Genomic DNA, 22640 nt, shown 5'->3' with positions numbered 1-22640 from the left:
GATCCAAAAGACGCTGCGTCAACACATGTCAAAAACGTTATGCAGAGCTGGGAATGCACCGTATGGACAAATGATAAGCAGGCGGTGATGGGACATCATGGCGACGGTTGACGAGGGTACGGCCGCGACGGGTGTCGCCGGTCTCGACGATATCCTGGGGGGCGGCCTGGCGTCCGAACACGTGTTTCTGCTCGAAGGCAGCCCAGGCACCGGCAAGACCACCGTCGGCCTGAGCTTCCTGATGGAAGGCGCAGCGCGTGGCGAGCGTGGGCTGTACATCACGCTCTCGGAAACCGAACAGGAGTTGAAAGCCGGCGCAAGATCGCATGGCTGGACTGTCGATGATCTGATTACGATCTTCGAAGTGGTGCCGCCGGAAAGCCTGCTCGATTCGGACGAGCAGCAGACCTTGCTGTATTCGTCGGATCTCGAACTCGGTGAAACCACCCAGGCGATCTTCGCGAAATTCGAGGAGATCCAGCCGAAGCGGGTCGTGCTCGACAGTCTTTCGGAAATCCGGCTGCTGGCGCAAAGCTCCCTTCGCTATCGGCGGCAAATTCTTGCGCTAAAGCATTATTTCGCACGCCACAGCGCGACCGTTCTGCTGCTCGACGATCTGACGACCGACACGCTCGACAAGACCGTTCATAGCGTCGTGCACGGCGTCATCCAGCTTGAGCAGAGCGCGCCGGACTATGGCGCCGAGCGGCGACGTCTGCGGGTCAGCAAATATCGCGGCCGGAAATTCCGGGGCGGATATCATGATTTCATCATCTCGACCGGTGGCGTCGTCGCGTTTCCGCGCCTGATCTCGAACGAGCACCGGACCAAATTTGACCGCAGGCAGCAGAAAAGCGGCATCGAGGAACTCGATTCACTTCTGGGCGGCGGCATCGAACAGGGGTCCAGCACCTTGGTCCTTGGACCCGCCGGCACGGGCAAGAGCCTTCTGGCACTACAATTCGTGCAGAAGGCGGTGGAGCGCGGCGAGCATGCTGCGATGTTCGTTTTCGACGAGGAACTCGGTCTGCTGTTCGATCGCATGCAGGTCATGGGTATCGACCTGCATGCCATGCAGCGCTCCGGGCATCTGCATATCGAGCAGCTCGACGCGGCGGAGTTGTCACCGGGAGAGTTCGCTTATCGGGTCCGAGCGAGGGTTGACCAAGCCAATGCTAAGACTGTCGTGATCGACAGTCTGAATGGCTACCAGGCGGCAATGCCGAATGAGAACGCATTGATCCTGCATATTCACGAGTTGACGCAGTATCTCAACCGGCAAGGCGCCAGCACTTTCCTCACAGTGGCCCAGCATGGCCTCGTCGGGGATATGAAGTCCCCCGTCGATGTCACTTATCTGGCCGATACGGTCATTTTGCTGCGCTATTTCGAGGCTGCCGGCAAAGTCCGGCGAGCGATCTCGGTGATCAAAAAGAGGACCGGCCGGCACGAGGACACCATCCGCGAGTTCGTGGTGGGTCGGAACGGCTTGGTCGTGGGCGAGCCTTTGGTTGCTTTCCAGGGTGTGCTTCGGGGCGTGCCGATCCTCACCGGCGGGCAGGTCATGAACACCAGCGAGAGTGGCTGACATTCCCCACAGCCGATCCAGGGATATTCTGCTCTGTGCACCGACCGGTCGTGATACATCCGTCGCGGCAGGATTGTTGCGCGAGCTTGACCTGGCGCCAAGGCCGGTCGAGACGCTGGTCGAACTCGTGGCCGGGCTGAACGAGGACCTCTGTTTCGTCATCGTAACCGAGGAGGTGCTGCGCGGCGCCGATCTGCAGCCTTTCGTGGCGCATCTCCAGCAGCAACCGAGCTGGTCGGATCTCCCCATCGTCATTCTGACGCGCCGGGGCGGCGGGCCCGAGCGCAACCCGGCTGCTGCCCGGATGGCGGACACGCTGGGCAACGTCACCTTCGTCGAGCGACCGTTCCATCCCTCGACCTTCGCAAGTGTCGTCAACACCGCGCTTAAGAACCGGTATCGGCAGTTCGAGGCGCGGGCGCGGATCGACGAGCTTCACGAAGGCGAACTGCGCTTGCGAACCGCGCTCGCGGCCGGGCGGCTTGGCTCGTGGGAGCATGACGTCGCGACCGGCATGCTGACGACCGACGAGACCTGCAGGCGTTCGTTCGGTCGAGCAGCGTCGGATACGCTGGATTATCAGGATCTTCTGACGGCCATCCATCCCGACGACCGGGCGCGCATGCGAGTGGAGGTGCGGGAGACCATCGAGACCGGCAAGGATTACGCCATCGAGTACCGGGTGGTCTGGCCCGATGGCAGCCAGCACTGGGTCGAGATTCGTGCCCGGCGCGTCACGGACCGGCGAGGGCGCATGAGGCTCGTCGGAGTCTCGCTCGATATCACGGAGCGCAAGGAGGCCGAGCAGGCCAGCGCCGTCTCGAAGGACCTGCTCGAACAGCGCGTCGCCCAGCGCACGGAAGAGCTGGAGCGGGCGCTTCAGCAGGTGCTGGCCGAGATCGCGCAGCGCGAAAAGGCGGAAGGGCAGCTCCGGCAGGCCCAGAAGATGGAAATGATCGGGCAGCTCACCGGCGGCGTCGCGCATGATTTCAATAATCTGCTGATGGCGGTCATCGCCAATCTCGATCTGCTGCGGAAACATCATGGCGACGACCCCCGCGCCAGCCGCCTGATCGACGGCGCCATGCAGGGTGCCAATCGCGGGGCATCGCTGACCCAGCGCCTGCTCGCATTCGCCCGGCGCCAGGACCTGGCGCTCGCCCCGCTTTCATTGGGCGATCTGGTGCGGGGCGTGCACGATCTGCTGGCGAAGTCGGTCGGCAACGGGGTCGTCTTGCATCTGGCGCTGGAAGAGGATCTGCCGGCCGTGCTGGCCGACGCCAACCAGATCGAACTCGCGCTGCTCAACCTCGTGGTCAATGCGCGCGACGCGATGCCGAAAGGCGGCGAGATCACGGTCAGAACCGACCGCGCCATTTCGCGTGGCGATGCCGACATCGCGGCCGGCGACTATATCAGGCTGGTCGTGTCAGATAACGGCTCGGGCATGGACGCCGAGACACTCGCCAAAGCGACCGAGCCGTTCTTCTCCACGAAAGAACTGGGCAAGGGAACGGGGCTCGGGCTCTCGATGATCCATGGCCTGGCCATCCAGCTGCATGGTGCGCTTCGGCTCAAGAGCGCCCCCGGCAAGGGCACCGACGCGGAACTGTGGCTGCCTGTGGCGACTGCCGCAGCCCCGGACATTGCGAGAACCCCCGCAGCCCCTCAGATATCGGAACCTCAGATGCTCACCATTCTCATGGTCGACGACGACGCGCTCATCGCGATGAGCACAGTGGATCTGCTCGAGGATCTCGGCCACACGGTGATCGAGGCCAACTCGGGATTGGACGCGCTGAAGGTCATCGACAGCGGCAGGCCGATCGATCTGATCATCACCGATTATTCGATGCCGGGCATGAATGGCGGGCAGTTGGCGGCGAAAGTTCGCGAGACCCGTCCGACGCTGCCGATCTTGCTCGCGACCGGATATGCCGAGTTGCCGTCCGGCATGGAGCTGGACATTCCGCGCATCTCGAAGCCCTACACGCAGAGCCAGCTCTCCCAGGAAATCGCGAAGCTGTTCGAGCGCTGATCGGTCCTCGATCAAGACTCGCAGGCGTTCGTTCGGCGATCAGCCGCTCCTTCCACTGCCATCCTCCATTCCCTGCCCGTTACCATCGTCGTCCGCTTCAAAGGGCTCGGTTTCCGTTTCCGGGTGTTTCATTTCCCAGATTTCGATGGCGGACATCAGGTCCTTCAGCTCGTCGGCCGCGGGGGTATCGGCGCTGACGACGCCAAGCGCGTCCAGCCGCGCAAGGGCGGCGCGGTATTCACCGTCCGTCGTCAGATAAAGCTTGGTCATGCTGCGCTCCCGAGACGCGTTAACGCGCGTCGCGGTGATTCGATCCGCAGATTGGCTGCGGCGTGTTCGCCGGATGTCGGGCCGATTTTGCGGGAGGCTATCTGGCGGCGCCCGCGAATGGACATGATCGGACAGTTCGACCCGAGCTGGAACAGGCGTGCCGCCACGCGGTTTCGCCCCGACGGGGAGGCGGTGCAGGAGCGTGCGGCTTTCCGCGAGCGGACAGGGGGCACCGATGACCGCTCGCCTCGAAACCTGCTGAGGAGATCGATAATGCGACTAAGCCTTTGCCTGATCGCGCTCGTCCTGGCCTGGCCGGCCACGGCACAGATTTCGCCCTCGGGCCCGCCGCAGAACGCGCCGCCTGCCGAACCGGCTCAGCCGGATGCCATGCGTTCGGAGCAGCAGGCGCGGGCCAAGCTCGCGGCAAGCGGCTATCCGGAAACCCGCGATCTGAGCATCGGATCAGATGGGCGATGGAGCGGAACAGCGCTCGTGAACGGGAGGGAGCGCAAGGTTAGCGTCGAACGCGACGGAACGGTTGGTCGTGCCGATTAAGTGGGTCCTTCCGACCAGCGCCTGTTCCGGTGCGGAATTCTCATGCGGTGCGAAGCAATTTCTCGCGAAGGTCCAGCATCGTGTCGCAGACGGGTTCGAGCTGGCGGACATCGAAGCCGCCTCGCAGTTCCGGCAGATGCCGCTCCAGCATGTCGCCGAGCAGGCCGGTGAACCGCGCCCGCCCGCCGGGCTCCACCACCAGCCCATTATCCTGTTCGAAGGCGGCATTCCAGCCGATGGCCTCGGCCTCGCCGAGCCCTTCCGGCAGATCGAGATGCAAGGTGCCCTTCGCGAGGGTGACGGGGTAGCCGCCCGGAAGACCGTTAGGTCCCGGCACATGGCCGCGCCAGCCCCGTCCTGCCGCCATCGCCAGGGCCATGGGAACGCCGCTCGCTCCGGAAATCTCGATGACCGGTTCCGGCGTCAGCTGGATGTCCGCGAAGCGCCCATAAACGTCCGCCACTTCGATGCCGTCGAGCCAGACACGGGGCGGGCGCTCGGATCGTTCTTCGGGTTTTCGGCGCCAGGCGGCGAGGTTCTGATAATGCGCCAGCACCTTGACGTCGGCTCCGGGTGGCGTCGCCTGCGAGCCGGCGAAGACGTTGGAGAGAATCGCCACGTTGCCCATGCCGCAGGCCACGTCATGGCCCATGGCGCGGATCATGCCGTTGACCACGTCCGGGAAGCCGCAATTGACCAGCGTGACCGGCCGGCCGCTTTTCGTGATCGCGGCTGCGACGCGCGCGCTGATCAAGGCCTGGAACACGGCGGTGGCGCTGAGGCCGCCTTCCGCCACGAGGCGCGTCCAGGCGTTCCCGCTCTGGGCGATGACCTGTGACGTCTGGATCGAGGCGGCCTGGACGACGATGCGCGGCAGGGTCGCGGCGAGCAGTTCATCGGAGGCGCCCGGCGCGAGCAGATCGATCTCGAAGGTGCTGAAGCGGGCCGGCTTGCCGAACAGGGCCGCGCGGGCGTTGGCCGCCGTGCGCAGCCAGTTCAGCCTGTCGCGGTTGCGGCCGGCGATGACGACGGCGACCGGCTCGTCGGCCGTCGCGGCCATGTCGAAGACGATCCGGGCGGCAAAGCCGCCGGTGCCGGAAACAAGAATATCGCAGCCGGTCATATCAGCGCCCCGTCGCCATCGCCGCGCGATCCCAGCAGTCGTCGAGATGGGGCGAGAGCTTGTGCTTCATGATGCGCTGGCTCGCCGTCCGCTCGAAATCCGGCACGATCGCGATGTAGCGCGGGTTCTGGTAGGGAGCGAGGCGCGAGCCCAGCCAGTCCGACAAGGATTGCGGGTCGATTTCGGTGCCATCGCGCGGCTTGACGAAGAGCTTGATGTCCTGCTCCCCGATATCGGCGGCAACGCCGATCATCGCGCAATCCTCGATCGCGTCATGCTCGGCGGCGACATGCTCGACCTCCCAGGCCGAGACGTTCTCGCCCCTGCAGCGCACGCTGTCGGTCATCCGGCCGTGAAAATAAAGATTTCCGGCGGCGTCGAAGGAGCCGAGGTCCCCGGTGTGGAATCCGTCCGGGCGCAGCGCCTTGCCCGTTGCCTCGGGATTGTCGAGATAGCCGGGGAAGATCGCGCCCGGGATGCTGGTCTCGACCACGATCTCACCTCGCGCTCCGCGCGGCACGAGGCGACCATCCGCGTCCTTGAGCGCGACGGTGAACCAGGGCATCGGCCGGCCCACGGAACCGACGACGCCCGTGACGTTGCAGGTGGTGAGGCTCGAGGCTTCCGTCATGCCGTAGCATTCGCGGATATCGATGCCGAAGCGGTCCCGAAACTGCGGCCAGATGTCGGCGGGGCAGCCGCCACCCCAGGCGATGCGCACGCCGTGTTCGCGATCGCGCGGCGACGCAGGCTGCTTCAGCAGGATCTGCAGGATGCCGCCGAGATAATGGATATGGCTCGCGCCTTCCGCCCCGACCTGCTCCCAGAAGCGGCTGGCGCTGAAGCGCTCGACCATGGCGAGCGTGATGCCGCAGAGCATCGGCAGCGGCAGGAGCTGCGCGCCGCCGATATGATAAAGCGGCTCCCAGACGAAGAAGACATCGCCGCTTTTCGCGTCCGAAAGCCTCACGACGCTTTCCGCCGCGAGCCGCAGCATGCGGTGCGAGACGATGACGCCCTTGGGGCGGCCGGTCGTGCCGGAGGTGTACATGATGGCGAACACGGCATCGGGCGCCGGTGCGGGCTCGCCGAAAGGCCGGCTCTCGGCAAGGATGGTGTCGAGCTCTCCGCCTTGCGAATGCACGATGAACGGAAGAGCCGCCTCCGCAGGGAGAGCGTCGCCGATCTGCGAAACCAGATCGTCATCGACCACGATGAGGCGCGGGCGCGAATGCGTCAGCAGGTAACGCAGGCCTTCGCCGCGCTGCTGGGCATTGACCGGCACCCAGGCGACGCCGGCGCGAGCCAGCCCGAAGACGACCGCGATGGTGGCGATGGAGTTGCGCATCATCACCGCGACGCGGTCTCCGGCAACGATTCCGCGCGATCGGAGATGAGCGGCGAAGGCGGCGGAGCGTCGCTCGACCTCGCCATAGGTCACCGGCTCCCCGCAAAAGCGCGCATAGATGCGCTGCGGCTCGGCTGCGGCTTGCGTGGTCAGGAGGCTCAGGAAGCCGGTATCGTCGGGAAGCGTCATCGTCTCGGGTCGATCAGGTCGAGGAACGGAAGCGTTCGGCGAGGAGCAGCATCGCCGTCACCACGATGAAGACGACGACGGAGACCGCCGCGAGCGTCGGGTTCAGCTGCAGGATCATGTCGTCCCACATCTGTTTCGGCAGCGTCGTCTTGATGCCGCCGGAGACGAAGATCGCGATGGTGAGCTCGTCGAAGGAGGTGATGAAGGCGAACAGGAACGCCGCGACAAGGCCGCCTTTGACAAGCGGGATCGTCACGCCCGTCAGGGTGCGTACCCGATTGGCGCCGAGCGTCGCCGCAGCCTGGTCGAGGCGCTGGTCATAGGTCTTCAACACGGCCGCGATGGTGACCAGCGTGAACGGGATCGCCAGAACGGTGTGCCCGATCACCAGGCCGAGATCGGTCGCGATCAGGCCGAGCCTTGCGAAAAGATAGAACAGCCCGACCGCGATGACGATGCGCGGCACGACCATCGGCGCCAGGAAGAAGGCGAAGATCAAACCGGCCCAGCGTGTCCGGCTGTTGGCCAACGCCAGCGCTCCGAAGCCACCGATCGCGGTTGCAACGAAGGCGGTGACGAAGGCGACGCCGAAGGAGCGGATCGTCGCCTGAATCCAGAGCGGCGATTCGAAATAGGTGCGGAACCAGCTCAGCCCGTAGCCCGGCGGCGGAAACGACAGGAACTGCGACGAGGTAAAAGCGATCGGAACGACCAGCAGGGTCGGCAGGACCAGAAAAGCGATGACCAGCCAGCAGAAGCCGGGCAGCAGCAGGGCGCAAAGCCGCTTGCCGAGGACCGCGTGGGCGAGATCGGCGAGCTTGGCGACTGCTGCGGCGATGACCGACAGGATCGCGAGACCGAGATTCCGCATGCGACCGGTGCCGACCTGCGCCGAGCCGCCCGCAATCGTCGAAAGGCCGAAGATGCGATCATAGACGACGCAGGAGACAAGGGCAGCGGCCACCATCATCGCCGACAGAGCGCCTGCGAAGGACCAGTTCAGCAGCTCCTGCACCTGCGTGATGATCAGCTGCGCCAGCATCGTCTCCTGCCTGCCGCCAAGGAAGGCCGGCACGATGAAGAAGCCGAGCGATGAGATGAAAACCAACAAGCCCGCCGCCGCGACGCCGGGCAGCGAGAGCTTGAAATAGACCAACCAGAAGGCCCGCGCCGGCGCTGCCCCAAGCGTCTGCGCGGCCTGGACCAGTCGCTGGTCGATCCCGGTCATGACCGGCAGCATCGTCATCACCGCCAGCGGGACCATGGCGTGCACCATGCCGACCATGACGCCGAACTCGTTGTTGATCAGCGACAATGGCTTGTCGATCAGATGCGAGCCGGTCAGCAGCGAGTTGATCACGCCATTGCGGCCGAGGATGATCATCCAGGCAAAGGTCTTGACGAGATAGCTCGTCCAGAACGGCACCATGACGAAGAGCATCATCCGCCCGCGAAACAGGCCGGGCATCCGCGCCAGCCAGTAGGCGAGGGGATAGCCGATCAGCAGCGACCAGATCGCGGTCCAGCCGGCGATGCGGAAGGTGATGCCGAGCACGCGCAGATAAACGTCGGTCGCGCCGATGCGCTGATACGATGCGCCCGACAATGCGCCGCTTTGCGGATCGATGACGCTGAGGCCGAGAAGCTGCGCCACGGGCCACACGAAAAAGACGCCGAGGAACAGCAGCCCAGGCACGGCAAGCCAGAGCGCGCCGAAGCGCAGCCGGCGCGCGCGATGGGCCGGTGCGGCCATGCTGACCGCGCTCATGCGACCAGCACCGCCTTGTCGCGAGCCCAGCCGGCGACGATGCGTTCGTGGATCACAGGCACCGCATCGTCGGGTCCGAGTCGCATCACCAGCGGGCTGCCGTCTTCGAGCGCCGCGATGACGCGTGTTTCCGAGCCGGCATAGACGATCTCGCTGACGAGGCCGCTGACGCTGTTGCCCTCCTGCAGGCCGATGCGCAGGTTCTCCGGGCGGATCACCAGCGCGGCGTCCTGCGTATCGGCGCGGGCGCCTTGCGGCAGGGTGAAGCGGCCATGCGCCGTCTCCAGCGAGCCATTGCCGTCCCAGCGGCCACGGAAGATGTTGGAAAGGCCGATGAAATCGGCGGCGAAGGCCGTGCGGGGCTGCTCATAAATCTCGCGGGGCGTGCCGAGCTGCTCGATCCGGGCGTGGTTCATCAGGCAGATGCGATCGGACATGGCGAGCGCCTCCTCCTGATCATGCGTGACGTAGATGATGGTGGACCCGCTCTCGCGATGCAGCCGCTTGATCTCGATCTGCATGTGCTCGCGCAGCTTCTTGTCGAGCGCGCCGAGAGGCTCGTCCATCAGGATGATCGAGGGCTGGTAGACGAAGCAGCGCGCGAGAGCGACGCGCTGCTGCTGGCCGCCGGACAATTCGCGCGGGAAGCGCCCGGCGAGATGGCCGAGATGCACCATGTCGAGGGTCTCGGAGACCCGCCTGGAGATCTCCGCACCCGAACGGCCGCGCATTTTGAGCGGAAAGGCGATGTTCTCCGACACGGTAAGATGCGGAAACAGCGCATAATGCTGGAAGACGAGGCCGATGTCGCGCCGGTGGACCGGGGTCGAGGACTGGTCGTGCCCGTCGATCACGACCTTGCCTTCGCTGGCTTCGACGAGCCCGCAGATGAGCTGCAGGAGCGTGGTCTTGCCGGAGCCCGAAGGCCCCAGCAAGGTCAGGAACTCGCCCTCGGCGACGCTCAGGGAACTCGGCTCGAGCGCCGTGGTCGCGCCATAGCGCTTGCACAGGCGCTCGACGACGAGCTTCGCCGATCGTGCGTCGGTCGCGGTCAATCCGGCATTCGTCACGGTCGTCAGGCCAGGAGCCAGGAGTTGAACCGCTCGGTCACCTTGGAGCGATTTTCGCTCCACCAGCTCTCGTTGGCGATCGCCATCTGCTTCAGGTTTTCCGGCGAGGTCGGCAGGAGTTTGGCGCGCTCGGGCGAGATCGTCTGGTAGGCGTCGAGATTGGTCGGCCCATAGGCCAGCGCCTCGGTATAGATCGCCTGCTGCTTGGGGTCCGAGCAGAAGCGGACGAACTGGCGCGCAACATCCGCCTTCGGACCGCCCTTGGGCAGGCCCCAGCCTTCGATCGAATACAGGCCCTGATTCCAGACGATCTTGGCCGGTGCGCCGCCATCGATCGCGGCCTGCAGGCGCGCGTTCCAGCCGGTGGTCATGTCGACCTCGCCGCTTTGCAGGAGCTGCGTCGACTGGGCGCCGCCGGTCCACCACACCGCGATATGCGGCTTGATCTTGTCGAGGACCTTGAAGGCGCGCTCGATGTCGAGGGGATAGAGCTTGTCGAGCGGCACGCCATCGGCCAACAGCGCCTGCTCGATGCTGTCGATCGGGTTCTTGCGCATCGCGCGCCGGCCTGGAAACTTCTCGATGTTGAAGAAGTCGGTCCAGCTCGCGGGCGCGTTCTTCACCGTGTCGGTGCGGTAGGCGAAGATCGTCGAATAGACATCCGTGCCGATGAACTCCGGCGAGATCGCCTCCGGCATGAGCTTAGGCACGTCGGCATGCGAGAAGCCGATCGGGTCGAGCAGGCCCTGCGCCTTCAGGATGTCCCGCGCCGAGAGCGTCAAGGTGCAGACGTCCCAGGTGTAGGACTTGGTCTCGACCATCGCCTTGAACTGCGCGGTCGGCTCGGCCTCACGGGCGACGTTGACGACCTTGTTGCCGGTCGCCTTCTCGAAGGGGTCGTAGAAGGCCTTGCGGAAGGCGGGGCCGAAGGGGCCGCCGGGATCGGCGACCGTGATCTGCGTGGCGGCACGGGCCGTGCCGACGAGATAGGGCGCCGCCAAGGAGCCAACGGCGAGGCCGCCGGCCATGTGCAGTACGGTGCGTCGTGTCGGATGAGTGGTCCTGCTGGTCATCGTCGTCTCCCCTTTACAAGCGGTTTTCCGCATTTCCCCGTGGGTGATCGAAGTGTCTGATGCGCGCGCCGTCAGGCGCTTTTGCGCGCGGCGCGCTTGGCCAGGAATTCCTCCATCATCCGCGCCGGCTCGCCGGTGGCATAGGCCTCGCGCTGCGTGCGGATGCCGGCGGCGAGGCATTCGCGGAAGCTGGCCTCGGTGACTTCGCGGAAGCGCGCCTTGTTGAGCCGCATGGCGACCGGCGCCTTGGCGGCCAGCTCCTCGGCGAGTGCCAGTGCCGCCGGCATGACCTGATCCTGCGGGACGATGCGATTGATCAGGCCGATGCGGAAGCTCTCCTGCGCGTCCATCATCCGCCCCGTCAGGGTGAGATCGATGGTGCGGGCGATGCCGATCATCTCCTTCATGATCCATGGCCCCGTCACCGAAGCGATGCCGGAGTTGATCTCGGGCTGGCCCATCGTGACGCCGTCATGGCCGATCCGCAGATCGCAGAGCAGCGCGACCTGGAAGGCCGAGCCTGCCGCGACGCCGTTCAAGGCTGCGATCAGGGGCTTTGAAAGCGAGCGGATGCGGTCGTAGAGCCGCTCCCATTCATGCATCCAGGCCTCTGCCTGATCGGGATTGAAGGTCTTGGTCTCGTTCAGATCCTGGCCGGCGCCGAACGCCCTCTCGCCTGCGCCAGTGAGGATGATGGATCGCACGTCCTGATTGGCCTCGAGCTCGTCGAAGCATTCGACCAGCCGCGAGCGCATCGGCGCGTTCCAGGCGTTGAGAACCTGCGGGCGGTTGAGCGTCACGATCCCGACGGCCCCACGCACCTCGACCAGAACAGAGTCCTTCATGCCGCTCTCCAACACCATCTTATCGCGATACGATAAATCCTATTGAATATACTGCGCGAAAGCCGCACCTTGTCAAGGCTGGTCGTCGTGGCCATTGATCGGCGGAAGGGGGCACCGGGCCTGATGACCACGCAGCAGACCAAATCGAATGTCCGCAGGGAGCCGGCAGTCCGGCCCGATGGCGCCGCGCGCAAGGACGACGCGTTGATGGTCAATTCGGTCGAGAAGGCGTTCCGCGTCCTGTCGGCGTTCGGGCGGCAGCACCAGACGCTCAACCTTTCGCAGGTGGCATCCGAGACCGGCATGGACGTCAGCGCCGCGCAGCGTTTCACGCACACGCTCGCCAAGCTCGGCTACCTCCGCAAGGACGCGCAGACCAAGCGCTTCGAGCTGACGGCGAAGACGCTCGATCTGGGCTATCACTTCGTCCGCAGCAGCCGCCTGCTGGATCGGGCGATGCCCTACCTGATGCATCTCAGCAAGGAGACCGGCGAGACGGTCAATCTCACGGTGCGCGAGCACACCGAGATCATCTTCGTCTCGCGCTTTCTCAACCGGCACGTCCTGAACACGGACGTCATCATCGGCACGCGGATGCCGGCCTATTGCACCGCACCGGGCATCGCCATGCTGTCCCGGCTTCCGGAGGACGAGGCGATGGCGATCATCGATGCCTCCGATCTCAAGGCGTACACGCCCTCGACGAGCTGGCAGCGAGCGGCGCTCCGCGAGAAGCTGCGCCAGTCGGCGGCGCAGGGCTACGCCACCGCTTTCGAGGAGGTCTATCTCGGCGATGCCTCGATCGCGGCGGCGATCGTCGATCACAACGGTCTGCCGGAAGCTGCGATCAACATAGCGACCTCCACCTCGCGCTATAGCCATGAAGAGGTCGTCTCGCGTTTTTCCTCGCTGGTCATCGCGGCCTCGCACGCCATCTCCCGCATCTGAGGACGGTCGGGAAACGGGCTTGACAGTATCTCTTTGGGGTTATCAATATTCGCATATTGTTATCGTATTGAAATAAAAGCGGGTAAGCACGGTGATGCCGGAGGCTCAATTCGTCAGGGTCGCCATGCGGTCGGGGCCGCCGTTGCGCTTCAGCTTCGACGGCCAGACTGTCGCGGCGACGACAGGCGACAGCGTTTTGTCGGCACTGCTCCAGCACGGCGCTTTGGTTCGCACGCTGGAATTCGGGGGCGAGCCCCGCGCCGGATTTTGCCTGATGGGCGCCTGTCAGGATTGCTGGGTCTGGACGGCGGATGGAGGCCGCATCCGAGCCTGCACGACCTTGGCGGCCCAGGACATGGAGCTGTTCGCGCAGCCGCAGCCCTTCCCGCAGGCCCATGGCTGAGATCGTCGTCATCGGTGCCGGTCCTGCCGGCATCGCCGCTTGCGAGGCGATCTGCGCGGCCGGTTTGAGGCCGATCCTGATAGACGAGGGTATGCGCGCCGGCGGCCAAGGCTATCGCAAGCCGGCCGACGACCTCTCGCTGGACATGGCGCGGCTGATGGGGTCCGAGGCTGGACGCTATGCCGATGTGCATCGGCGGTTTTCGGCATTGTTGCCGCAGATCGACTATCGCCCGAACACGCTCGTCTGGGCGATCGATGGCGGACAATTGCACCTGCTGACGCAAGGACGCGCAGCGACCGTCGGCTTCGACCGGCTGCTGATCGCAAGCGGCGCGATGGACCGCATCGCGCCCATGCCGGGCTGGACGCTGCCGGGGGTGTTTACGCTCGGCGGCGCGCAGGTGGCCCTGAAGGACCAGGGTTGCCTGATCGGGCGCCGGGTCGCGTTCCTCGGCTCCTCGCCGCTGCTTTCCCTCGCCGCAAAACAATACCGCGACATGGGAGCTGACGTTGTCGTCATTGCCGACACGACGCCTTTTGCGGCGAAGCTCGCGGCGGTGCCCGCTTTGCTGCGCGCGCCACGGACATTGCTGCGCGGGCTGTCCTACATGGCCGCGTTGCGATGGGGCGGGACACCGATCCTGCATGGCGTCACGGCGATGTCCGCGGAAGGCACGACGCGCGTCGAAGCGCTCTTGCTGCGTGATGCTGATGGCCGCGAGCGTCGCTTCGCCTGCGATGCGATCGCGCTCGGCTATGGGCTGAAACCCGAAACCCAGCTTGCCGATCTGGCCGGCGCGGCCTTCGCCTATGATGCGGATTTCCGCCTCTTCCTGCCAAAGATCGACGGCATGGGCCGGGCGGGGCGCGGCCTCTATCTCGCCGGCGACGGCGTGCGGATCGGCGGTGCGGACGCGGCGGAGGCCAGCGGGGCCTTGGCGGCGCAGGCGCTCTTGACCGATCTCGGACGCGGCGGGGATCGCGAGGCGACGCGCCGGCTCGCGCGCCGCGTCCAGCGTCTGAGATCGTTTCAGCGCGGTCTGTCCCGGGCTTTCGCATGGCCGCGGAGCCAGATCGTCGCGCTGGCTGACGAGGTGACGCTCTGCCGCTGCGAGAACGTCACGGTCGGCGAGGTTCGCGCCGCGATGGACCAGGCCCTGGGCCCCGTCGAGGTCAACCGGGTCAAGGCGATGACACGCTGCGGCATGGGGCGCTGCCAGGGCCGCGTCTGCGGCCCGGCCCTGCAGGAGATCGTTGCGGCGAAAGCTGGGGGTGACGGAGCTTCCGCCGGCCGCCTGCGCGGTCAGGCGCCGGTCAAGCCGGTGGCGCTTTCGGCTGCGACGGGGGCCGAATGAGCCCGCGCACGGCCGACACCGCGATCGTCGGCGGCGGGCTCGTCGGGGTCTGGACCGCCTTCTTTCTGGCGCAGCGCGGGCAGCGCGTCGTCTTGCTCGAAAAAGGCGTGGTCGGCGCCCAATCGAGCGGGGTCAATTTCGGTAATCTGCGGCTGCAAGGGCGCTTTCCCGGACAATATCCGCTGTCGCTGCGATCCCAGGCGCTATGGGAGGATTTCGAAGGGCTGATCGGCGAGCCCTGCGAATTCGAGCAGACCGGCCATCTCTACATGGCCTATGACGAGACCGAGGCCGCAAAGCTCGAGAGTTATGCGGCGGTTTCGGAATCGTACGGCCTCGGTATCGAGCGTCTCGCGCCCACCGACCTCCGGCGGCGCTACCCCTGGCTCGGCGACCGAGCTGTCGCCGCGACTTACTCGGCCCGGGACGCGACGGCCAATCCACGGCTGGCGACGCCCGCCGTGGCACGGGCGGCGCTGCGTCATGGCGCGGTCATCCGCGAGAATACCCCCGTCAGCGATGTCGCGCGCTCAGGCGACGGGTACGCGCTGACGCTGGCTGGCGGCGAGAGGCTGGATTGCGGCGTGCTCGTCAATTGTGCCGGCGCCTGGGCGCTTCCGATCGCCGAGCGCTTCTGCGAGACGGCGCCGCTGTTCCCGGCCGGCCCGCCGCAATTCGTGACGGAGCCCTTCCCCTACCTGATCGGCCCATCCGTGCAGGCGATCGACGGCTCGGTGATCTTCCGGCAGATTCCGCGCGGCAACATCATCCTGGCCGGGTATCCACGAACGGCGGCGGACCCGCAGGCCAATCGCGCGCCGGTACCGCCCGCCAAGACGCTTGCCGCCATGAGCGCATTGGCCCGGATCGCGCCGGCGCTGGCACGATGCCATGTCATTCGCGTCTGGTCGGGCATCGAGGCCTATCTGCCGGACATGATCCCGGTGATCGGCCCGAGCGAGACGACGCCGGGGCTGTTCCACGCCTTCGGCTTTTGCGGCCACGGTTTTCAGATAGGCCCCGGTGTCGGCCTCTGCCTGACCGAGATGATTTTGGACGGCGCGACGCCGACACCGCTGGAACCGTTCTCGATCGGCCGGTTTGCGTCGACAACGACGGTGAGCGACAAGTTTCGGCGCGAATTCGACTGACCGGCGCGGCGCCACTGTGCTTCAGCGCACTCGAGGGAGCCGCGCGAGAGCGCGTCGTTCTCATCGGTGGTATCCCGGGGTCATGATCACGATGCCAGGCTTGCGATCGATCAACTATCCCAGGGGCACTGCGCGGGCGGTGGCCCGCAGCCTGCGGATTTATCACGGCGATGCGGCGCGTCGGATCACCATGGACCGGTTCTATCGGACCTTGGTCGAGCCCGGCGCCCTCGCATTCGATATCGGCGCCCATGTCGGCGACCGCGTTTCTTGTTTCCGAAGGCTTGGTGCCAAGGTCGTCGCCCTGGAACCCCAGCCCGGTCTGGCCCGGGCGATCCGCCTGATCCATGGCCGCGACCCAGATGTGACGCTGATCGAAGCCTGTTGCAGCGACCGGGTCGGTTCGGTCTCGCTGCGGATCAACAGCAACAACCCGACCGTGTCGAGCGCTTCGGCCGCCTTCATCGCGGCCGCATCGCGCGCAAGCGGATGGGAGGATCAGATGTGGGACGGGGAGCTTCGCGTTCCCTGCACCACGCTGGATGAGCTCATCGCGACCCACGGGCTCCCGCGTTTCATCAAGATCGATGTCGAGGGGTTGGAGGCGCAGGTTCTGGCCGGGCTCAGTCAGCAGGTCGCGACGATCTCCTTCGAGTTCACCACCCTCCAGCGGGATGTTGCGAAGACTTGTATCGAGACCCTGCACCGCCTTGGTCCCTATCGCTTCAACATGGTGCAGGGCGAGAGCCTGGCGTTTGCCCTGCCGAAACCCGTCGGAAGCGCGGACGCTATCGCCTACCTCGACAGCCTGCCGGCATCAGCGAATTCCGGCGATGTCTATGCCGGGTTGACCATCTGATCCGCGGCGCGAGCGTGCGCGCAATCGAGCCGTGTTCCGAAGCGAAACCGGCCTGGCCGCACATTCTGCCGAAGCTTGATGCAGCCGAGAACAATGCGCTCGCGACCCGGTGATTTCGGCAGCTCTCGCGACCGCCACGGGCCTATCACAGCAGAGGTAAGAACGATCCTGCAGATCGAGATCGGGCATTTTGCATGTTTGTCATGCTGTCATGAGGAGGGCGAAAGGCTTGCAGGGCGCCGATCAAGCTGACGATGCGCTCGATGGGCATCTCTTCTCCATGCCGATGCTTGGCCGGGAGCGCACGCAGCAGGCGACAGGCGGCCATGACGCCTATTTCGATGCCGCCGCCGCCATTCTCGCCACCGCGCCCATCACGCTCGACGGCGACCTTCTGGCCGATGTGCTGGCCCGCGAATACGGCCTGAGCGGCCGCGTCGACATGCTGTCGTCGGAGGTGGAAAGCACCGCCGAGGTCGTTCTTCCCGATACAAGCAGGCTGATCCTGAAGGCATCGTCCCAGCTCGAAGCGATCGACAGCTTCAGGTTTCAGTCGGCCGCGATCCATGCGGTCGAAGCGGCCCCTGGTTTCGTCTCGCCAAGGATTGTCCCGACGGTCGGTGGCGAACTGATGTTCAGGCGTGACGGGCTGTGGGGTTACCTGCAGACGCGGCTGCCGGGCGAGCCCTTGTACCGGGCGACGATATCTCCCGGGCTGCTGCACTCCGCTGGGAGGGCGCTGGCCCATCTCGATCTCGCCTTGGGCGATCGGGACCTGCCTGCCGTCGACAGACCTGTACTGTGGCATATCCATTGCTGGCCCCGGCTGGTGGACCTCCAGCACTATCTGGCCCCCGGGCCGATCGCGGAGGCGGTCCGGCAGGCGATGTCCGATTATCTCAGGATGGTCGCGCCGAAGATCGGCGAGGTCGATTGGCAGGTCACGCACAACGATCCCAGCCCGTTCAACACGCTCGTTGCCGACGCGGGCGTCGGCTTCATCGACTTCGGCGATGGGTGCTGGGGGCCGCGGATTCAGGATCTCGCCATCGCGGCAAGCCATGTCGTGAGCGATCCCGCGCTGCCTTTGGGAGGGGCGGAGAGTCTGATCGCGGGCTATGCCTCGGTGATTCCGCTGACCGGGCTGGAGACCGACCTGCTCGTCGGGTTGATGAAGGCGCGCCAAAGCGCCCTGATCCTCGTCAACCACTGGCGCGCGCATCTCTTCCCGGAGAATGCGCCCTACATCACAAAAAACGTTGCCCGCGCCGAACGCGGCCTGTCCATTCTCGGACGTCTCGGTGCGCCGGAAGGACGGGCAGCCGTCGTTGCCGCCACGTCGCCGTCATGACAGAGCGAGACCATCATCCCCGCGAAGCCGTCGACGTTTCGCGGGAAGGCAATGCGATAGATAACAATCCAGCGCCGTTTTTTTGCTAGCGCCGTTCTCCCATGGCGAGAGGGCCGGATTCCCGACCTTCTGCCGACGACCCACCTCCTTGTGACAGGCGAGCCTCATGTCCGTCGATCTCATGCCGAACCGCTATACGCCCGGCGAAGCCGATCTCGCCGACCGCGAAGCGAGCCTCATCGCGCGCCGCGACAAGGTGCTGGGCTCGTCCTACCGCCTGCAATACCGCAAGCCCGTCCACTTCGTGCGCGGCGAGGGCATGTGGCTCTACGATCCCGATGGGCGGGCCTATCTCGACTTCTACAACAACGTTCCCTCGCTCGGGCATTGCAACCCGGAAGTGAACGCGGCCATGGCGGAGCAGGCCGGGCGGATCAGCGCCAATACGCGTTACCTCGAGCCCAGGCTGGTCGATTACGCCGAGCGGCTGGTCGCGACCTTTCCCGCCGAACTCGACCGCGTGGTCTTCACCTGCACGGGCAGCGAATCCAACGATCTCGCCTTGAGGGTCGCGCGGCTCGTCAGCGGCCATGACGGCATCATCGTCTCGTCCTACGCCTATCACGGCACGAGCGCTGCTGCCGCGATGGTCTCGCCCAACCTCGGCGACTCCGTCAAACTCAGCCCTTCGGTGCGAATGGTCACGCTGCCGGGGCCGGCGGGTGTGCCGGAAGCCGAAGCCGCTGCCTTTTTCGAGGCACAGGTCCGGGCTGCCATCAAGGACCTCGATCGGCGCGGGATCGGCGTTGCGGCCATCCTGATCGACAGCATCTTCTCAAGCGATGGCGTCTGGATCGACCCTCCGGGCTTCATCGCCGGGGGCATCGCGGCGGTGCGCGAGGCGGGCGGACTCTTCATCGCGGATGAGGTCCAGCCGGGATTCGGGCGGACCGGCAACCATATGTGGGGCTTCGAGCGGCATGGCGTCGTGCCCGATCTGGTGACGCTCGGAAAGCCGATGGGGAACGGGTTCCCGATCGGCGGAGTCGTCGGCCAACGCGCAGCCATGGACCGCTTCGGCGCGATTGCGCGCTACTCGAACACCTTCGCCGGAAATACCGTCGGCATCGCTACGGCCGCTGCGGTTCTGACCATCCTTCAGCGTGACCACGTTCTTGAACGCGTGGTCGCCATGGGCGAGCGGCTCAGTCAGGGCCTTGCGACGATCGCCGGAGTATCGAGCGGAATCCTGGCCGTGCGGCATGCCGGCCTGTTCTTCGGCATCGATATCGGCCACGAAGGCATGGCTGGCCCGCAGCGACGGGCGATGGCGCTCGACATCGTCAATGCGATGCGGGACGACGGCGTCCTGATCAGCACGACCGGTGCGAACGAGGACACGCTCAAGGTGCGCCCTCCGCTGATCTGCCAAGCCGAACATGTCGACCGGTTCCTGGCATCGCTGCGCGCCGCGCTGGCCTCTCGCCGGCCCTGAGCGGCGGATCGACGATGGAAGCCGTTGCCGGGGCCGAGAGCGCAGTGGCGAGTTGAAGGCTCCGGGGTTATCGTAAACTGATGTCGTCCCTCGTCTCGCTCGATCGCTTCGATCTGAAGATCCTCGAACATCTTCAGCGACATGGCCATTGCTCGAATGTCGATCTGGCCGCCGCCGTCGGCCTGACGCCAAGCCCCTGTCTCGCGCGCATGAAACGCATGCACGAGGCTGGCGTGATCCGTGGTTTCGATGCCGACATCGCGCTGGAGACAATCCGCGACTTCGTCACGGTGTTCACCGAGATCACCATCAGCGATCATCGTCGCGACAGCTTCCGCGTTTTCGAGGAGACCGTGGAGCAACGCCCTGAAATCGTCGAATGCTATAATGTGACCGGTGGCTGCGACTATGTCTTGAAGGTCGTCACGCCCAGCATCTCGCATTTCAGCGCGATCCTCGATGATCTCCTGCAGCTCGACATCGGCATCATCAAGTTTTCGAACCGGGTTGTCCTGAGGCAACCGTTTGGACCTCGAAAACCGTCCCTGTCGTTGGTGGCCGACAAAGCCAGAGCGTGACCTTCGCCGCGTGAGCGTACCGAGTTCCAGGCCGGTCAGTGCTCCGCCACGAGGATGAAGACCTCGCCGTCCCGCTCGTTGGCCGGGTAGACCCTGAGATGGCCGCATCCGGTCGGCGCATGATGGGGTTTGCCGTCTTCGAGGCCGAATTCGGCAAAATGGAGCGGACAGACGATGCGCCCCTCCGAGACGAAGCCTGCGGCGAGCGAGGCCTCGGCATGGGGGCAATCGTCGCTCGTGACATGGACACGACCGCGCTGGCGCGTGACCGCGAGCGGGCTGCTCTCGGAATCGAGCATCCGCTTCAATTCGCCCTCGGCGATCTCGTCCGAGCGGCAGAGGCGTCGTTCGACGCCGGCGCTCCCACGGGCGTCGCGCGGTGGCTCTCTGCCGGCGGGCTCGGGCGGCGCCATCGCCAGATTGCGAGAGAACCGATGGATCTGTTCGGGGGCGTCGATGCCGATCGCGAAACTCCCGAAGTCCCAGAAACGCCCAGCCTCCTGCGAGACGAGCAAGGCATCCGGCCTGGGCCGGCCGACAATCTGGATCCGCCGTCCGAACTGGTCGGACCAGAACCGGGGCGGTTCGATCGGCAGCGCGGGGAGCCGCAGGATGCGGCGCGCCACCTGCTCGGCCTGTACGTTCGCGTTGTGCCAGCTCTCGATGCGCCCGGATGTGGGCTGCGCCGCGTCGCCGACGGCGTAAATCCCGGCCCGATGGGTCGCGCCCTCGTTATCGACGCGGATGCCGTTGCTGCAAGCCAGACCGGCACGACGGGCGAGCCCGTCATTGGCGACCATGCCAATGGCGACGACCAAGTGATCGACCGTCAGAGTCTCCGCGCCAAAGCCGCAGGTGACACCAGCGCTTGTCTCTCGAAAACGCGGCTCGATCCCGAGATGAAGGACAACGCCGGCTTCGCGGTGCAGGGCTTCCATCACCTGCGCGACCGCAGGCGGCAGAATGCGCGGCGCCAGCGTCTGGCTGCGGGCGAACAGCGTCACCTCGACCCCGATCTCGCGGGCCACCGACGCGATCTCCATGCCGATCCAGCCGCCGCCATACACGGCGATACGACCGCCCGGCGCCAGACCGAGAGCCAGGCGCTCGGCGTCCTCGATGGTCCGCAGGACGTGAACGCGTCCATAGCCCCGGTCGATCTCGGGCAGACGCCGCGCGATGCCGCCCGTCGCGAGCACCAGCGTCGCAAAGCTTGCTTCGGTTCCGTCGGCTGTCTCGATCACGCGGCGATCGGGGTCGATGGCCACGACGGGCGTATCAAGATGCACGGCGATGCCGAGTTCTTCAGCCTTGCCGGGGCTCAGCACCGCCACATGCGGCGCGGCTTTGCCGATCACAAGCCGTTTCGACAGAGGCGGCCGCTCATACGGCGCATGGCGCTCCGCGCCGTAGAGCCGGATCTTGCCTGCGTAGCCCAGCCGCCTCAAGGCAAGCGCCGTCATGGCGCCGGCCTGGCCTGCTCCGACGATGATGACGGGATCGATCGAGGGCGGGGCGACGTCCGCGACGAGAGCGGCGCCCTGGCGAAGGGGGCCCGGTGTGACGACCTCGCAATAGATGCCGAAATTGCGCTCGTAATGGCGCAGCAACGTCTTCAGCACCTCGGGGTCGGATGGGAGCTCGTCGATCCGCAGGCTCGTGAAGCCGCAGCGTCCGCAGGGCGTCGTCCCGCGCAGCCTGACGCCTCCCAGGGTGAATTCCTGGCCGAGCAGAGCGTATTCAGGGATTTCGCCGATGCCGTCCGGGATATCGACGAGGATATTGGGCCGAAAGCGTCGCTCGTCGAGCAGGCTCGCCGGCAACCGGGCGCGCAGGGCCGCGAGCGATTGCAGGCTCAGGAGGTGAAGCGGCGCGAGTTTGTAGCGCGGCCTGGAAACGTCGTCGTAGGGCCGCAGATCGACCGGACGACCGAACAGCTCAGCCAGGAGGGCAGGGATTCCGGCTTCGGTCGCACCGTGCCAATCGCGGCCATCGGTCGAGATTTCAAGCCCCTCGTTGGCAAGGCGGCTGTGCAGAAGCGGAGCGCCGTTCCAGCGCGCATCGCGCGCCGGATAGATGTGGATGCCGCTTTCTCGGTCGAAGAGGCCGTAAGATCGGTCTCCCTCGATGCCGCCCGGTCCGAGCCAGCCTTCTTCGAGCGCTTCTCCCGACAACGAACTGACGGGATAGCGGAACAGGGCGGTGACGCGACCGGCAAGCGTTTGCGTCGTCATCGAACGATGTTCACCTCGGTGACCGGCCTCAGGCGCCTTTCGCCTCAGAGGCCGAAGACGCCGGGCAGTTGATCGATGCCCTTGATCTCGGTGTATTCGTAATAGGGGTTCGGCGGTTCGTGGCCGCGATTGACCCAGACCTTGTTCTTGATGCCGAGGTCGTAGGCCGTCATCAGGTCGTAGCGGAACGAGGAGGAGACGTGGCAGACGTCCTCCGGCCCGCAGCCGAGCATGTCGAACATGTATTCGAAGCCCTGCATGCGCGGCTTGTAGGACTGGGCCTGCTCGGCCGTGTAGACGGCGTGGAACGGCGCGCCGAGCCTGGCGACGTTGTGCGGAATCTGGTCGTTCATCGCGTTGGAGAGGATGACCAGCGGGATTTCCCTGGCCTGGC

Annotated in this window: 20 protein-coding genes; 11 read left to right on the top strand and 9 right to left on the bottom strand. The window is 65.6% G+C overall.

Annotated features, from left to right (window positions below):
• Positions 1-97 precede the first annotated feature (97 nt).
• Positions 98-1588 carry an ATPase domain-containing protein gene (locus AC1DR6_RS17210; RefSeq protein WP_476830479.1) on the top strand — a complete coding sequence of 497 codons (1491 nt, stop codon included), beginning with the start codon at positions 98-100 and terminating at the stop codon, positions 1586-1588.
• 76 nt (positions 1589-1664) lie between these two features.
• Positions 1665-3626, top strand: a complete 1962-nt coding sequence (locus AC1DR6_RS17205; protein ID WP_476830478.1) for a hybrid sensor histidine kinase/response regulator — start codon at positions 1665-1667, stop codon at positions 3624-3626.
• Positions 3627-3665: 39 nt separating this feature from the next.
• Here AC1DR6_RS17205 and AC1DR6_RS17200 read toward each other — a convergent pair whose 3' ends face one another.
• Positions 3666-3896 (bottom strand): hypothetical protein, encoded by a 231-nt coding sequence (locus AC1DR6_RS17200; RefSeq protein ID WP_476830477.1) that lies wholly within the window; start codon positions 3894-3896, stop codon positions 3666-3668.
• Positions 3897-4013: 117 nt separating this feature from the next.
• Here AC1DR6_RS17200 and AC1DR6_RS17195 point away from each other — a divergent pair, with 117 nt between their 5' ends.
• Complete coding sequence (locus AC1DR6_RS17195) at positions 4014-4454, top strand: hypothetical protein (RefSeq protein WP_476830476.1); 441 nt, start codon at positions 4014-4016, stop codon at positions 4452-4454.
• A gap of 40 nt (positions 4455-4494) precedes the next feature.
• On the opposite strand, the gene AC1DR6_RS17190 is transcribed toward AC1DR6_RS17195, so the two are convergent.
• The 6 genes from AC1DR6_RS17190 to AC1DR6_RS17165 all read right to left on the bottom strand — a co-directional run bounded on the left by AC1DR6_RS17190 (position 4495) and on the right by AC1DR6_RS17165 (position 11870).
• Entirely contained in the window at positions 4495-5577 is a 1083-nt protein-coding gene (locus AC1DR6_RS17190) for a hypothetical protein (RefSeq protein WP_476830475.1), read from the bottom strand.
• 1 nt (position 5578) lies between these two features.
• Entirely contained in the window at positions 5579-7114 is a 1536-nt protein-coding gene (locus tag AC1DR6_RS17185; protein ID WP_476830474.1) for a class I adenylate-forming enzyme family protein, read from the bottom strand.
• Positions 7115-7127: 13 nt separating this feature from the next.
• On the bottom strand, positions 7128-8882 hold the full coding sequence (locus tag AC1DR6_RS17180; RefSeq protein ID WP_476830473.1) for an ABC transporter permease subunit: 1755 nt from the start codon (positions 8880-8882) through the stop codon (positions 7128-7130).
• A complete protein-coding gene (locus tag AC1DR6_RS17175; protein WP_476830472.1) occupies positions 8879-9937 on the bottom strand; it encodes an ABC transporter ATP-binding protein in 1059 nt (352 codons plus the stop codon). The genes AC1DR6_RS17180 and AC1DR6_RS17175 overlap by 4 nt, the downstream gene beginning before the upstream one ends.
• 20 nt (positions 9938-9957) lie before the next feature.
• Positions 9958-11025: an ABC transporter substrate-binding protein gene (locus tag AC1DR6_RS17170; protein WP_476830471.1), complete on the bottom strand. Its 1068-nt coding sequence runs from the start codon at positions 11023-11025 to the stop codon at positions 9958-9960.
• A 71-nt stretch (positions 11026-11096) separates the two neighbouring features.
• On the bottom strand, positions 11097-11870 hold the full coding sequence (locus tag AC1DR6_RS17165) for an enoyl-CoA hydratase/isomerase family protein (RefSeq protein ID WP_476830470.1): 774 nt from the start codon (positions 11868-11870) through the stop codon (positions 11097-11099).
• Between the two features lie 123 nt (positions 11871-11993).
• On the opposite strand from AC1DR6_RS17165, the gene AC1DR6_RS17160 reads away from it, so the two are divergent.
• From AC1DR6_RS17160 to AC1DR6_RS17125, 8 genes are all read left to right on the top strand, one after another.
• On the top strand, positions 11994-12818 hold the full coding sequence (locus AC1DR6_RS17160; RefSeq protein ID WP_476830469.1) for an IclR family transcriptional regulator: 825 nt from the start codon (positions 11994-11996) through the stop codon (positions 12816-12818).
• Between the two features lie 94 nt (positions 12819-12912).
• Positions 12913-13221: a (2Fe-2S)-binding protein gene (locus tag AC1DR6_RS17155; protein ID WP_476830468.1), complete on the top strand. Its 309-nt coding sequence runs from the start codon at positions 12913-12915 to the stop codon at positions 13219-13221.
• Positions 13214-14578: an FAD/NAD(P)-dependent oxidoreductase gene (locus tag AC1DR6_RS17150; protein WP_476830467.1), complete on the top strand. Its 1365-nt coding sequence runs from the start codon at positions 13214-13216 to the stop codon at positions 14576-14578. Before AC1DR6_RS17155 ends, AC1DR6_RS17150 begins: the two co-directional genes overlap by 8 nt.
• A complete protein-coding gene (locus tag AC1DR6_RS17145) occupies positions 14575-15729 on the top strand; it encodes an NAD(P)/FAD-dependent oxidoreductase (protein ID WP_476830466.1) in 1155 nt (384 codons plus the stop codon). The genes AC1DR6_RS17150 and AC1DR6_RS17145 overlap by 4 nt, the downstream gene beginning before the upstream one ends.
• Positions 15730-15820: 91 nt before the next feature.
• Positions 15821-16588 (top strand): FkbM family methyltransferase, encoded by a 768-nt coding sequence (locus tag AC1DR6_RS17140; RefSeq protein ID WP_476830632.1) that lies wholly within the window; start codon positions 15821-15823, stop codon positions 16586-16588.
• A gap of 229 nt (positions 16589-16817) precedes the next feature.
• A complete protein-coding gene (locus AC1DR6_RS17135) occupies positions 16818-17939 on the top strand; it encodes a phosphotransferase (protein ID WP_476830465.1) in 1122 nt (373 codons plus the stop codon).
• Between the two features lie 166 nt (positions 17940-18105).
• Positions 18106-19434, top strand: coding sequence for an aspartate aminotransferase family protein (locus tag AC1DR6_RS17130; protein ID WP_476830464.1), 1329 nt, complete (start codon positions 18106-18108; stop codon positions 19432-19434).
• An 80-nt stretch (positions 19435-19514) separates the two neighbouring features.
• Positions 19515-20012, top strand: coding sequence for an Lrp/AsnC family transcriptional regulator (locus tag AC1DR6_RS17125; protein WP_476830463.1), 498 nt, complete (start codon positions 19515-19517; stop codon positions 20010-20012).
• A 35-nt stretch (positions 20013-20047) separates the two neighbouring features.
• Here AC1DR6_RS17125 and AC1DR6_RS17120 read toward each other — a convergent pair whose 3' ends face one another.
• Together AC1DR6_RS17120 and AC1DR6_RS17115 are read right to left on the bottom strand one after the other, a co-directional pair.
• The gene (locus AC1DR6_RS17120) at positions 20048-22246 is read right to left on the bottom strand and encodes an FAD-dependent oxidoreductase (RefSeq protein ID WP_476830462.1); all 2199 of its coding nucleotides are present in this window, start codon (positions 22244-22246) and stop codon (positions 20048-20050) included.
• A 44-nt stretch (positions 22247-22290) separates the two neighbouring features.
• Positions 22291-22640: HAD family hydrolase (locus AC1DR6_RS17115; protein ID WP_476830461.1), on the bottom strand; the 350-nt coding region annotated here is incomplete at its 5' end.

Source organism: Allobosea sp. P5_A5 (assembly GCF_056400625.1).
The sequence above is the reverse complement of the archived record's forward strand: the minus strand, read 5'-3'. Positions and strand labels throughout refer to the sequence as shown.

Bases quoted from the DNA above. Each gene is read 5' to 3' on its own strand.
- AC1DR6_RS17190 (WP_476830475.1), bottom strand. From the start codon at position 5,577: ATGACCGGCTGCGATATTCTTGTTTCCGGCACCGGCGGCTTTGCCGCC.
- AC1DR6_RS17150 (WP_476830467.1), top strand. From the start codon at position 13,214: ATGGCTGAGATCGTCGTCATCGGTGCCGGTCCTGCCGGCATCGCCGCT.
- AC1DR6_RS17140 (WP_476830632.1), top strand. From the start codon at position 15,821: ATGCCAGGCTTGCGATCGATCAACTATCCCAGGGGCACTGCGCGGGCG.
- AC1DR6_RS17180 (WP_476830473.1), bottom strand. From the start codon at position 8,882: ATGAGCGCGGTCAGCATGGCCGCACCGGCCCATCGCGCGCGCCGGCTG.
- AC1DR6_RS17195 (WP_476830476.1), top strand. From the start codon at position 4,014: ATGGACATGATCGGACAGTTCGACCCGAGCTGGAACAGGCGTGCCGCC.
- AC1DR6_RS17210 (WP_476830479.1), top strand. From the start codon at position 98: ATGGCGACGGTTGACGAGGGTACGGCCGCGACGGGTGTCGCCGGTCTC.
- AC1DR6_RS17160 (WP_476830469.1), top strand. From the start codon at position 11,994: ATGACCACGCAGCAGACCAAATCGAATGTCCGCAGGGAGCCGGCAGTC.
- AC1DR6_RS17125 (WP_476830463.1), top strand. From the start codon at position 19,515: ATGTCGTCCCTCGTCTCGCTCGATCGCTTCGATCTGAAGATCCTCGAA.
- AC1DR6_RS17120 (WP_476830462.1), bottom strand. From the start codon at position 22,246: ATGACGACGCAAACGCTTGCCGGTCGCGTCACCGCCCTGTTCCGCTAT.
- AC1DR6_RS17155 (WP_476830468.1), top strand. From the start codon at position 12,913: ATGCCGGAGGCTCAATTCGTCAGGGTCGCCATGCGGTCGGGGCCGCCG.
- AC1DR6_RS17170 (WP_476830471.1), bottom strand. From the start codon at position 11,025: ATGACCAGCAGGACCACTCATCCGACACGACGCACCGTACTGCACATG.
- AC1DR6_RS17185 (WP_476830474.1), bottom strand. From the start codon at position 7,114: ATGACGCTTCCCGACGATACCGGCTTCCTGAGCCTCCTGACCACGCAA.
- AC1DR6_RS17145 (WP_476830466.1), top strand. From the start codon at position 14,575: ATGAGCCCGCGCACGGCCGACACCGCGATCGTCGGCGGCGGGCTCGTC.
- AC1DR6_RS17165 (WP_476830470.1), bottom strand. From the start codon at position 11,870: ATGAAGGACTCTGTTCTGGTCGAGGTGCGTGGGGCCGTCGGGATCGTG.
- AC1DR6_RS17130 (WP_476830464.1), top strand. From the start codon at position 18,106: ATGTCCGTCGATCTCATGCCGAACCGCTATACGCCCGGCGAAGCCGAT.
- AC1DR6_RS17200 (WP_476830477.1), bottom strand. From the start codon at position 3,896: ATGACCAAGCTTTATCTGACGACGGACGGTGAATACCGCGCCGCCCTT.